General features: G+C 46.7%; 11 protein-coding genes. 8 read left to right on the forward strand and 3 right to left on the reverse strand.

Translation table 11 applies throughout. The features are described from left to right. Positions 1-2066 (reverse strand): hypothetical protein (locus K8R76_02810; GenBank protein ID MCD4847104.1); only part of this gene is annotated, 2066 nt, incomplete at its 3' end. A 276-nt stretch (positions 2067-2342) separates the two neighbouring features. Here K8R76_02810 and K8R76_02815 point away from each other — a divergent pair. The 5 genes from K8R76_02815 (at position 2343) to K8R76_02835 (ending at position 6833) form a co-directional block, all read left to right on the forward strand. Then, positions 2343-2921: a hypothetical protein gene (locus K8R76_02815; protein ID MCD4847105.1), complete on the forward strand. Its 579-nt coding sequence runs from the start codon at positions 2343-2345 to the stop codon at positions 2919-2921. 287 nt (positions 2922-3208) lie between these two features. Continuing rightward, on the forward strand, positions 3209-3721 hold the full coding sequence (locus tag K8R76_02820) for a porin family protein (protein MCD4847106.1): 513 nt from the start codon (positions 3209-3211) through the stop codon (positions 3719-3721). A gap of 88 nt (positions 3722-3809) precedes the next feature. Next, positions 3810-5174, forward strand: coding sequence for a linear amide C-N hydrolase (locus K8R76_02825; GenBank protein ID MCD4847107.1), 1365 nt, complete (start codon positions 3810-3812; stop codon positions 5172-5174). 183 nt (positions 5175-5357) lie between these two features. Continuing rightward, positions 5358-6170 (forward strand): polysaccharide deacetylase family protein, encoded by an 813-nt coding sequence (locus tag K8R76_02830; protein MCD4847108.1) that lies wholly within the window; start codon positions 5358-5360, stop codon positions 6168-6170. 3 nt (positions 6171-6173) lie between these two features. Continuing rightward, positions 6174-6833 (forward strand): methyltransferase domain-containing protein, encoded by a 660-nt coding sequence (locus K8R76_02835; GenBank protein MCD4847109.1) that lies wholly within the window; start codon positions 6174-6176, stop codon positions 6831-6833. Positions 6834-7349: 516 nt separating this feature from the next. Here the strand turns inward: K8R76_02835 and K8R76_02840 are convergent. Then, positions 7350-8105: a glycosyltransferase family 2 protein gene (locus K8R76_02840; GenBank protein ID MCD4847110.1), complete on the reverse strand. Its 756-nt coding sequence runs from the start codon at positions 8103-8105 to the stop codon at positions 7350-7352. 121 nt (positions 8106-8226) lie between these two features. On the opposite strand from K8R76_02840, the gene K8R76_02845 reads away from it, so the two are divergent. Continuing rightward, positions 8227-9129 carry a glycosyltransferase gene (locus tag K8R76_02845; GenBank protein ID MCD4847111.1) on the forward strand — a complete coding sequence of 301 codons (903 nt, stop codon included), beginning with the start codon at positions 8227-8229 and terminating at the stop codon, positions 9127-9129. Here the strand turns inward: K8R76_02845 and K8R76_02850 are convergent. Next, positions 9119-9592 (reverse strand): hypothetical protein, encoded by a 474-nt coding sequence (locus tag K8R76_02850; GenBank protein ID MCD4847112.1) that lies wholly within the window; start codon positions 9590-9592, stop codon positions 9119-9121. The genes K8R76_02845 and K8R76_02850 overlap by 11 nt on opposite strands. A gap of 101 nt (positions 9593-9693) precedes the next feature. Here K8R76_02850 and K8R76_02855 point away from each other — a divergent pair, with 101 nt between their 5' ends. Both K8R76_02855 and K8R76_02860 read left to right on the forward strand, forming a co-directional pair. Continuing rightward, positions 9694-10842: a DegT/DnrJ/EryC1/StrS family aminotransferase gene (locus tag K8R76_02855; protein ID MCD4847113.1), complete on the forward strand. Its 1149-nt coding sequence runs from the start codon at positions 9694-9696 to the stop codon at positions 10840-10842. 1 nt (position 10843) lies between these two features. Continuing rightward, entirely contained in the window at positions 10844-12298 is a 1455-nt protein-coding gene (locus K8R76_02860; GenBank protein ID MCD4847114.1) for a sugar transferase, read from the forward strand. Positions 12299-12409 lie beyond the last annotated feature (111 nt).

Genomic DNA, 12409 nt, shown 5'->3' on the forward strand with positions numbered 1-12409 from the left:
TTGTAGACTCCGAGTCCTGTGAAGAATGTATTCACGCCACCCGGCAGAGAAACATGCGTGATATTGCCGTCCGCTCCCGCGGTGGGGCTGCCGAACACCCGTGCCCGGGGTGCAAGTCTCCAGGCCATAGCAGTGAACTCGGCATTACTTATTGATCCCTCATCAATGAGAACTGCCACTTTACCCTCGTATGCAGAAGAATCGCCTCCGCCTGCATAAAGAGGTTCTTCCCATATGAAAGTACCCGGATTACTGTGGTCAGGGGAGGTTATAAGAGCAAACACTGTCTCCTCAGGCAGGATAAAATCAGCTACATCATACACCACATTATCCCCTGGGTAATCCCGCAGATCCAGAATCAACCCGCTCGAATGCCCAAGTTCCTCTTCCATTGCTTCCATATCACTTTTAAAGAGCATACCGGCGTAGACATATCCAGTTTCATCATCCAGAAGGGTATACGAGCCATCACCTGCTGCAGGTCGGTTTTTCATTCCCCGGTCCAGATTTTCGTTCTCCATTCTGGGTATCGTCACGACCTGAGTGTCATCGCCTCTCTGAATGGTAAGAGCAACGATCTCAGCATTTCCCCTGAGAATTTTGCGGCCGAGTATATCGTAGAGCGAACTCTCTATTGAGCCATTTGCATACGGGTACAGCTCTTCTGTCCTGTCAGTAATCGACTGACCGTCAATAGCAATGATCACATCACCCAGCTCAATTCCGGAGGTAACAGCAGACTCATGCATGTATCCGGCAACAATCCAGTGATTTTCTACATACGCGAGGGAAAGTGGAGCGTAGAGGTTACCGAAATACTCCCGAAGAGCATCTGGTTCATTCCAGATACTCGCATGGGAATCACCTATGGAAACAATGAGCTTCTGCAAAGCAAGCTGATAGGAAAGCGGTGTATCTGCGGCGATTAACACAGGAATGTAAGTCCGGAGTGCATCATCCCAGTCTCCATCGATGGCATAAAGGTACGGGAAGAAGTACTCTATGATTCCCCAGTACCTGTACAGAGCCAGCAGCCGGAATCCCGTATCCGGTATGTCCATATCTTCGTATTCACATTCGCTGAAGGTGGAATATGGTGTTCCCCTGACATAGTAGTGAGTCTCCTGATAGCGTCCCTCGTAGACACTCCAGAGTGCAGCAACAAGCGAAGTACCGACTTCAGAACCATCTATCCAGCAAAGATCAGGGCTCAAACGAATCTCCTCCGGTTCGGGCATATAGCATTCTACGGCAATAACCGGTTCAAGCCCCTCCACCAGATCAAGTATCGCCTGCTGTCGTTCAGGCTCTGTTGATGCTTCCAGCACGGAGGGCAATACCCGCACAAGAGAATAATCCCAGTTTACATCTCCTCTGCCTATCTGCGGATGATGGTATTTCAGGAAGGCCCATACTTTTCCCAGCAGAACCAGCGACTCAATCTGAAATTCATCAACCTCTGTGAATTCAAGGCCGGATCCTGAGTCGAATTCATGATCCAGTTGCGCACCTGGTAGACCGCGCTCAACTGCCAGTGAAACAAGTTCCCCGTCCAGCAGTAATTCCATGGCGTCTACCCATACCGTACCGGGTCCCATGAGATACACACCCAGTTCCAGCGTGTCTCCAAAGATGTTGTTTTCCATTGTTATCTCAAATCGTTTCCACTCTGTATCAGATTGCAACTCTTCCAGATACATATACTCCGTACACACTGCATCGCCCTGAGCATCGTACAAATCAAGTGACAGGCCAGCAAAAGACTTATCCCCCATATCTCTACTGCGCAGGTAACCGCTCATTGTGATTGAATCTCCCTGGTAAGCGAAGGGAATGTACTGCGAGACATAACCGTAATAGCTACCCGGCTCTATGTATTCAAGCCTGAAGGAACGGTCCCCGCTGAACACCACTACGGAATCACTGAACCCGGAGTAACCCTGACCCTCAAGGATCCAGTTCAGAGGCATCAGATCCTCATCATCCATAACCTCAAAACCCATATTGTCAGGAACAGCACCTGTCAGCGCAACAAGCAAAACCGGAATAAACCATACTACAGACATGAATCACCCTTCAAAAAAAACCAGATATTACAATAAACTTTATTATTCAGTAAATTATAATTAGAATCGGTTTATATCTACAAATACCATTCGATGCCCGGTTAACCTTAAGGGAACAAATAGGGTTGTGATGTGTTGACAGGGGAGAATTGTCTGCGGTATTATCATATTTGATATAGAACTACGGTCCACCGGTCCACAGACCTGTTCAGTGGATTTCAGCAGGCGATCACAATGAAAGCTATATGCAATAACGCAGTCATTGAGGAGTAAAGCATGCAAAAAAAGTTTGTACTGACCTTCCTGGTTGTATGCACCTCAATTTCATTCGCCGAGACAATCTGGACGGATGGTTTTGAAGATGGAAACATCAGTGACTGGACAATAACCGGTACTGCCAACTGGGCTCTTTATGACAATGAATTCCAGGCTCACACAGGTGACTTCAGCCTGCAATACAACTACTTTGCGCCCTGGCCGCATGACACTCGAGCCATCACACCTGAATTTACATTGCCGGCAGCAGATGGATTCGATTTCACCTGGTGGTGGAGCGGCAGTTACAACTACTTCGTCCAGGTGGATAATGGAGATTCGTTTACCGAAATAAGAGACATCAACGGCGGTAACTGGATAGAACTCTGGTGTGAAAATGATGCTGGAGCCTATACCGGTTTTGAATGGTATGAGCAGACTGAAATTCTTGATGCCTCATGGTCCGGCAAAACCGTTCAGTTCGCATTTCATATCATTGCAACTGATGCTCACTACTGGTACATAGACGATATTGAGTTAAGTTACACTCCGAATGCTCTTGATCACAACACATGGGGCAGGATTAAAGCAAGCATATAACAGGAAAGACCCGATCCTGGACTTGACCGGATCATCAGTATACTGAACCGGTACGATACTCATGCAACCTTTTTCCGGCTCGGTGGTCAGGTGTGCGTTTCGATGCATTTAAAAAGCAAACAGCATTCACTCATATCTTTGACAGGAGCATATTTCATCAGTATTGTTATTTCTGTAGAAAATCAGGTTTCCTGGCTATTATTAGTCTGCAGATAGCTCCTCATTGATAAGGACTTAACTCTTATCAAGTGCTTAATGTGTACAATTTTCTAAATGGAGGTTTTCAAATGAAGACTGTAACAACAGCGTTGGTCGTTATCTGGTTATTCAGTGTCTCGTCCTACGCGGAAGATACGTCCCGATTTGAAGTACACGGTGGATATTCCTTTTTGCATACTCCTGTTGTAGACGCTTTCCATGGCTGTAATTGTGGGCTAACATACTATTTCTACGACTTTTTGGGCCTTGAAGTCGATATCAGCGGTCATTATAAAGGTTCTGTGGATTTCTACAACTTTCTGGTCGGTCCGAAGTATGTATTTAACCGACTTGAACGTATTTCTACGCATGTTCATGCTCTAGTAGGCGCCGGATATGTATATGACTATTGGTGCTGTTATATAGGAGATTCCTGGTCTGAAACACAGGTAGCTTTTGCCATGGGAGTCGGTCTGGATATTAAGCTCAATAAACATGTTGCCATTCGCCCGATACAATTGGATTATATTCGTCAAATGGGTGTTTTAAGAGAACATCAGGCCCGGTACACCTTCGGTCTTGTTTTCCGTTTCGGGGATTAATGTGAACCTATAATTCTGTTTTTTAATGGCTTCTGCATAATCAACTCTTTGTGCATACTTCGCCCATCATGAAGTTCGGAATAAAAAAATGAGCGGTATCGTTGCTGAAAAACAGTTCTGCAACAGTATAAGAGAACGCGTGCGTTCGATGCACCAACATCGATGCCACGAGGATTCACCCCGGGACGTAACTACTCCCCGCCAGTGCTGTATCCATCATTGGGTCTGGTGCATGCAGGATAAAAACCGCATCCCAAGGAAGAACAATGGTATGAGAACCCGGTTTGTCCTGCCCGCCGCAGTAGTGTTGCTGATCTACGGTGTGCTTACGGGCGCCTGCTCGGCTCAGTCTGCTCAACACTGCTCCTCTTTTGTACTCGACACCGGAGGCCCGCCGGTCTTCTGCACCAACTGTGATCATGTCAGCGTCTACCAGGGGCTGGTGTTCATCAACAAAAAAGGGATCACAAAGGTGGGCCTGATGGCCAGCACCACCGGTCGTTACGCCCGGTGGAAAGCTCGTTACGCCAGCATCACCTTCAACCTGGTGGGTTTCCAGTTCGCCTGGGCCGGAATGAACGATCAGGGTCTGACCCTGAGCACTATGTCCCTCGACACTACCGAGCAGCCGGCCCCGGACGGGCGCCCTCCCCTGGATTCAGGTATGTGGATGCAGTTCATCCTGGATACTTGCGCATCGGTCGACGAGGTCATTGCAACCGATTCGCTGGTCAGAATCACCACCGTCGATCACTACCTGGTGGCTGACCGTCAGGGCCGTGTCGCAACTATCGAGTTTATAGATGGCGAGATGGTGGTCCACACCGGAAACGACCTGCCGGTCTGTGTCCTCACCAACACCACCTACGCGGAGTCTGTCGAAGCCTGGTTGCGCTGCCGGGGCTCCTGGCTGTACAACCTGCTGGAGAGTACACTGCACCGTTTCTGCCTTGCCGCCGACCAGGTCGACGGTTTTGACCACACCGACGATGAGACCACCGTGACCTATGCCTTCAACGTTCTCGAGGAGATCCGCGGGGAGCGCTTCTCGCACCACTCCTCTCAATGGAGCATCGTCTTCGACACCAACAATCTTCGTGCCTATTTCCGAACCTTGAAGCACCCGGATCTAAGATACGTGGACCTGATGAGCTTCGACCTGCGCTGCGGCCTGCCGGAACAGATGCTGGATATCCAGGAGGAACTCAGCGGAGATGTGGGCGATTTGTTCTTCGACTTTTCTTTCGATCTCAACTTCGAGCATATGCGGCAGTTCATGGATAACTGGGGGATCATCATGACGGATACTACTATGCTCTGGATTCTCCGCCGTTTCGAGAGATACCGATGTGAACATCTCCACCAGCCTAAGCAACGCCTGCATTCCATCTCCGGGATCGTAGCTCCGTGGTCGGATGCCCGATTGCGACACTTGCGTAATGGCTTAACGTAGAATTAGTTATACATATTCCGGTAGTTATTTATTATGTTCCCGAGATACCTGTATGTTCGACGTGTATGACATTGACGAAGCAGTATTACCATCTGTATTGTCAGTTTAAGTAATATATTCAGGTGTATAGGATACTCTGGGACGTTCTTCAGGGTAATATCGCAGAGGGAGCAAGATCCTTTCATGAAACATGCATTTACTGTTGACGTCGAAGAGTGGTATCACGGAATCCCTCTGAAAAGCGAACGGGAAGGTTCTTTCGAGGAAAGACTCGATCTTGGACTTGACCGGATCATCAGTATACTGGACCGATACGATACTCGTGCAACCTTTTTCTGGCTCGGTTCACTCGCAGAGAAGCACCCTGAGAGGGTCAGAATGCTATCGGAGCTGGGGCATGAGACAGGCTGCCACGGCTGGTCACATACGCCTGTATCCCGCATGACAAAAGCTCAATTCACCACCGAAACAACTAAGTCACTGGAAGTACTTTCTGATATCACTGGTAAACCCGTTTTATCGTACAGGGCTCCATCCTTCTCGGTAGACAGAGACACTATGTGGGTATATGACATCCTTGCGGATCTCGAAGTTAAATTCGATTCCAGTATATTTCCCGTCAGGCACTGGAGATACGGTATACCGGGCTTCGACCTGCAACCACAAGTAATCGAGACCGCATGTGGGTGTCTCAAAGTTGTTCCCTTACCCGTACGGAAGATCAGCGGTCTCATAATTCCGGTGAGTGGAGGTGCATGGTTCCGGCTCTACCCTTACATGCTGACAAGATCGAATTTGCGAGCCTCCGAGAGAAGGAACTCTCCAATTACATTTTACATCCATCCCTGGGAACTTGACCCCGGTCACCCGAGACTCCGATTTCAATGGAGGGCTCAATTTGCACATTACATCAAGCTGGATTCCTGCGCTAAAAAGCTGGAAAGACTTCTCACGGATTATGACTTCGCACCTCTCAACGAAGTTTTTGGTTGCTGAACCTTGAAACGCGATACTTATCTGGACGATCGCGAAACCAGTACGGTCAAGTTCTACGGCCATCAGCGCCGCGCTGGAGTTCTTGTTGAACAGTGCAGGATACTCGGCGTATCGGAGGGAGACAGAATACTTGATATTGGTGCAGCAGATGGCCGGCTGCTGACATGTCTCACCAGTGAATTCAGACTGGAAACCGCAATTGCTCTGGACATTGACTTAGATTACCTGAAACGGACAAGGGCCATTGTTCCTCTGTGCGTACAGGCCGATGGGCTTTACCTACCCTTTCCTGACCGTACAATAGATCTGATAACCTGTACCTCCTTACTCAAGCACATCACAGATACAGGTGAATTTCTTGATGAATGCAGGAGAGTACTCGTACCGGGGGGTGGATTTATAATTTCGGATGTTGTCCCGGCTGCTGTCAGGACAGGGGTTCGGCTGGGTTACTTCCTGCGGGGTAGTATTCACTCGGCGCTCAGTCCAAGAGAACTCGCCTCTCAAATACACGATTCAGGCTTCACCATCGTAAACGAAGACCGATTCATGATATCCCCTTTCCCCTTCCCTGGCTACTCCCTTCTCGAGAAGTGTGCACGTAAGCTCGGTCTTATACGGATAATGCTGAACCATGTCGTAACCGCTGTACGGAAGCTGTAGGACAACACCTTTCCCGTACCTGGAATTGATATCGGGAACATGAATATTATTGAGCAACTATTCTCCGTCCTTGTGCGGGGAATGCTTCTCGAGGATAAGATCTGAGGGTTACAGTGTTAACAGCAGCAACCTGAAGACTTCTCCTTAACTTCCATCGTCTTTCCACAGCATACTATTTTACAGTCCGAACAATCGCAGCTATTTATGATTTGCAGTTCAACACCGCATTCAGAACAAACAAGTACATCGCCTTTTCTAACAGGTTTCATTCTAACCTCCCTTATACGCAGTTCTTTAAATTCCTACTATATTAATATGTATTCAGACAGCTGCAATGTCAATCAATCACCAGGAAACTCGATTTATACGCTGCTGGTAACGTAATCTTGAGTAGCACGGGGTCGAGCAAGGCATCGAACGTCACTTGTGGCACTTAGCAAGCAGCAGGGGCAGAATTCGTTATATGTATTCCGATAGATAATTATTAATAGCTAATGTCCGCGGAATAGGAATCAGTTATCGGTCGCTGATACTCATCTCAAAGAGTATGGCCCATTTCAGGAATACATAGAAGGCTGAGATGGCTGAAGCAGTCAATCCCGGGACTCCTTCAAGAATTCCACCCCTGAAGATGTACGCGGAAACAAAGCGCCATGCAGGTCGAAGAAGAATCTGAAAAATATTCGATTTTCTCCTTTTCTGATACTCTTCTTCCGCCCACAATCGGCTGTACCGGAGCATTTTATCCATTTGCTCACTGATTGAATCGTAGGATCGATGCACAACAAAGCCCCGTTTGACGGTTCCGATGCTTCCTCTGCTGATCAGCAGACCTTCATGAATACCTGTATCGGGGAAATGAGCATGTCCTTTTCTGAAAAGTCTCGCGTGATACTCTCCTGACCACGGACCGAATTTCATAAGTTTTCTCATGTAGAGTATCCTGAATGGAAGTCTGAATGCAATATGCTCAGTATCATTAACAAGGAGAGATTCAAGCTCGCTTGAAAGTTCAGCATCAAGGTTTTCATCGGCATCAAGGGAAAGTATCCAGTCACCTGAAGCCTGTTCTATCGCCCACTGTTTCTGTTTCGAGAAGGATTCAAACACATGAGAGAAAACTTTCGCTCCGTGCTTTTCCGCAATGGTTACGGTCGAATCGGTACTTCCGGAATCAACAACTATCATCTCACTGGCGAACGGTACACTGTTCAGACATCGACCGATATTGTTTTCTTCGTTCAATGTTATAACAACAAGCGACAGATTCATTGCTTCCTCTCCATCAGGTACTGAAACAGGATAATAGTCCCTGAATACTGTACCAGCAACCTTGAGTTGATCGATCTGAAGCCGTATGTTTTAATCTCTGACATATTTTGAAGGGAAATAATTGGATAAGAAAGTATTGATTTCGGGATTCACTTTTGTCAGGGATGCAATCCGGCTTGACTATCCTGTTGTTGAATCGATCAGATCAGCTCTGCCCATAGTCGATGAATACATCGTAAATGCTGGTGACTGCACCGATGATACGATTGATATAATCCGAGATATAGGAGATCCGAAAATCCGGATAATCGAAACGAACTGGAATCCCGAGCGGTTTGTAGACGGAATAACCTATGCCGATCAGACGAATATCGCGCTCGATCTATGCAGCTATCCATGGTGCCTGTACCTGCAGGCGGATGAAGTGATCCATGAACAGGATTTTCAAAAAATACTGGGGGCCATGGAGAAGTACGATTCAAGGAACGATGTTGACGGGCTTCTTTTCCATTACAACCATTTCTGGGGTAGCTATGATCGGGTACACAGAGGCCATAACTGGTACGACATGGATATAAGAGCTTTCAAAAACAACAGAAATATCAGAAGCTGGAAAGACGCACAGAGCTTCAGAAAGGACGGAAAAAAACTTCGGGTAGTAGACTGCGGCGCGTGGATATACCATTACGGCTGGGTTCGTCATCCTGAGGTGATGAGAAAAAAAACGATAGTAATGGACAGTTATTACCATGATGATGAGTGGATGAAGAAAAAACACTCCGATTCAGGCAAGCCCTGGGACTACGGCCCGCTTGACAGGGTTCCTGTTTTCAATGGAACTCATCCGGAGATCATGCGGAATCGAATCAGCGAAAAGGACTGGAACGCGGAAGATTACTCTGATCCGGATAATCCCCCGGATCTTGAACACCTTCGACTTTCATGCAGAATTCATTCAGCTCTGGAAAAGTTGATCAGAAGAAAGGTCGGCGGTTACAGCAACTGGATTCAGGTTAAAACCTGACTGTTGAACGATGAGTTTGCCATTCCGTCATCAACTTCTGCTTTTTTATAAAGCGCCAGATAATTGAGAAGAAAGATATGCCGCAGGGGTAACTTCTGATATCCATCAGCAAATGAAGCAGAACCCCGATTCCGGCTGCCATAAGGAAACTCGATTTGAGAAGAAAACCTGAGACTGCCAGAAGAAAAACGAATTCAACACAGTGAAACACGGGAAATGTCCAGCTGGATGGTATACCTCTGGAGAAAGAGTATGTTTTCTCAAGCTGTATCTCATTCATGAAGATGCTCCTAAGAAGTGTTCGAGGACTGGAAGGAAGCCCTGAGGAGATGAAGTGGTTTACATGATCAACGTCCAGAAATCCTCCAAAAAGGAATATTCCCGCAGCGGCGGGAGTTCCGGAAGCAGCTCCAGCAATTGCGGCAGCAGCTGTACTTGCTGCAATATGGGTTATCGCTTTCATCCACCTATTCTAATCCAACGGGTGCTGACTGAACAGGAATTATATATTAGAATATTGTCGATATTGAGATAATACTTATTCTGTGAACGAAAGGAACATAAATGCCCGTACCATTCCTTGACCTGAAAACCCAGTACAACCAGATAAAGGATCAGATCAAACCGGAACTTGAAGAAGTACTTGATACATGTTACTATGTTCTTGGCCCAAAAGTAGCAGCATTTGAAGAAGCATTCGCGAAAATAGCCGGGACAAAACACTGTATTGCCGTATCAAGCGGTACAGCCGCTGTACATCTCATGATCTGGGCTTCTGATCTGGAACCGGGCAGCGGTATCATCGTTCCTCCCAATACATTCACGGCATCAGCAGAAGGTATAGTGCTTGCGGGACATGTTCCGGTTTTCGTTGATGTTGATAAAAAGACATTCAACCTGTCACCTCTGAAGGTTGAAGAGTTTCTTGAAGGATGCTCCAGCACAGGGAACCCGATTGATCCGAAAACCGGAGTCAGAATAAGAGGTATCCTCGCGGTAGACCTTTACGGACAACCCGCCGATCTTCAGGAACTTGAGAGGATCGCGGAAAAATACGGTCTTCTTCTTTTTGAGGATGCATGCCAGAGTGTCGATGCTTCCAGAGCAGGAAGACCGGCAGGAAGTTTCGGGACAGCGGCCGCCTTCAGCTTCTATCCGGGAAAGAACCTGGGAGCATACGGTGAAGGCGGCGCAGTAACCACGAATTCTGATAAGCTCGACAGAAAAATAAGGCAGCTTCGCGACCATGGCTCCACCGAGAAATATCATTACGATTTCATCGGACATAATTACAGGATGTCCGCTTTTCAGGGAGCTGTTCTTGGCGTGAAATCCAGATACATCTCACAGTGGAATAATAACAGAATCAGAGCAGCTGCAAGGTATGAAGAACTGCTGTGCGATCTCCCTGTTGAACTTCCTGGCAGAGAAGAAAATGTAAGACATGTATACCATCTTTACGCAATTCATACTCCAGAGCGTGATAATTTGAGAAACCACATGAATGAATGCAGTGTCGCATCCGGACTTCATTATCCTTTCCCGCTGCACACTCAGCAGGCATACGCTTACCTTGGGTATAAAGAGGGAGAATTCCCTGTGGCTGAATACAACAGTTCCAATAACCTTACTCTTCCAATGTTCCCGGATATCAGCGCTGAACAGCAGGAACTTGTTGCGGAAGCAGTGAAATCATTCTTCAGAGAGGACTGATTTGCCGTTCAAGCTAGGTTTCCGACTCAACAGGCTGTATTTTCTGACACTGCTTATCAGCGATTTCATCGTGATCGCGATATCAATACTTTTTGCTGTATTGATTCGGTTCGGTTCTCTGAACACTTCCGCGGTTCCTTTTACAGCCATGATCGGAACCTGGATTTTCTTCGCCATTACCGAACTGCTGTTCATGATGGTGGAAAACCTCTATACTGTCCGTACAACAGTGAACAGGATAATGAATATCTTCAGAACTACCAGATTGATTATTATCTCGTCTATGCTGTATATGGTTGTCCTCTTTCTGATTCACTTCCCATCGCATATCTTTCTGAGCAGCAGGATTTCAGTCCTCCTGCTCATTGGATTCTGGCTGATACTCAGTATTCTCATGCGAATCAGTGTGATCCCATATATCTTTCCGCCCCTTCTGCGAATCTTTCGATTCGGAACCATCTCCATTGTCCTGTTCGGGCCTTTCGATGTTACGAATAAAATACGTTCTCTGTTTCTTAAATCACCTGTCTTCCGAAAAATTCTCAAGCTGAGAATTCACAGATCTTCTCTTCCTGATAATCCTGCTGAACGACTGATGATGTGCAGTGAGATCATGAAGGAAGACAATTCAACGGAATTAGTCATTGTCTTTGAAGATGAGGATTTTGATTTTATTGCTGAGTTCTGCCTTCATGCAAGAAACGCAGGAATCCCATTCTCGATCTTCTCAGAGAGAATACCTGAGCTTGGTTATTTCGATCCCTGGATATCATTTGGAGACTTCGGCGCGCTTACGTTCTTCTCAATGGAGTGGTCAAAAACCGCTGACAGGATCTGGAGATTAACTGATATACTGTTATCAATCACAGGTCTGATTCTGTTAACACCGATCTTCATCACCATAGCACTGACTATAGCCCTTACAAGTCCGGGGGGAGTGCTTTTCAAACAGACAAGAATCGGCATGAATAAAAAGCCGTTCAAGTTCCTCAAATTCAGATCAATGCTGGTTAATGCTGAAAACCGGGAAGAATTGCATAGAGAGTACTTCAGGAGATATGTCAACGGTAATGCTGCGAAAAAAACCAAGAATGGCGAGGTTTTCAAGGAGGTCAGCTCTCGTTCTGTAACAACTTTTGGAAGAATTATCAGAAAAACCTCACTGGATGAACTTCCACAGATATTCAATGTTCTCAGAGGTGATATGAGCATAGTCGGACCACGCCCCTGCATCAGTTACGAGTTGGAGCATTACAACAGCGACTGGCTTCAAAAGCGATTTACCGTAAAACCCGGACTGACAGGTATCTGGCAGGTTTATGCCAGAAGCAGACTGGCATTTGAAAAGTCTCAGTTTCTCGATTTTGTTTATGTGATTTCCAGGTCGGATGGGATGAATATCAGGCTTATTCTAAAGACTCTTCCTGTTATGTTCTTCAGTAAAGGGGGAATCTAATCTGAAGAAACACAGGTTAGTCCGCATATTTCACCAGGTTGCGTAACGAAACGGTATAGAAGCGCTCGGAGACAAGGCATGCAAATGAGCATTCGCGGGCGAAAGATTATT

Source organism: Candidatus Aegiribacteria sp., from assembly GCA_021108435.1.
Classification (GTDB): domain Bacteria; phylum Fermentibacterota; class Fermentibacteria; order Fermentibacterales; family JCC-6; genus Aegiribacteria.

Coding starts and splice junctions, on each gene's coding strand:
- K8R76_02815 (MCD4847105.1), top strand. CDS start 2,343: ATGCAAAAAAAGTTTGTACTGACCTTCCTGGTTGTATGCACCTCAATT.
- K8R76_02850 (MCD4847112.1), bottom strand. CDS start 9,592: ATGAAAGCGATAACCCATATTGCAGCAAGTACAGCTGCTGCCGCAATT.
- K8R76_02825 (MCD4847107.1), top strand. CDS start 3,810: ATGAGCGGTATCGTTGCTGAAAAACAGTTCTGCAACAGTATAAGAGAA.
- K8R76_02830 (MCD4847108.1), top strand. CDS start 5,358: ATGAAACATGCATTTACTGTTGACGTCGAAGAGTGGTATCACGGAATC.
- K8R76_02820 (MCD4847106.1), top strand. CDS start 3,209: ATGAAGACTGTAACAACAGCGTTGGTCGTTATCTGGTTATTCAGTGTC.
- K8R76_02840 (MCD4847110.1), bottom strand. CDS start 8,105: ATGAATCTGTCGCTTGTTGTTATAACATTGAACGAAGAAAACAATATC.
- K8R76_02855 (MCD4847113.1), top strand. CDS start 9,694: ATGCCCGTACCATTCCTTGACCTGAAAACCCAGTACAACCAGATAAAG.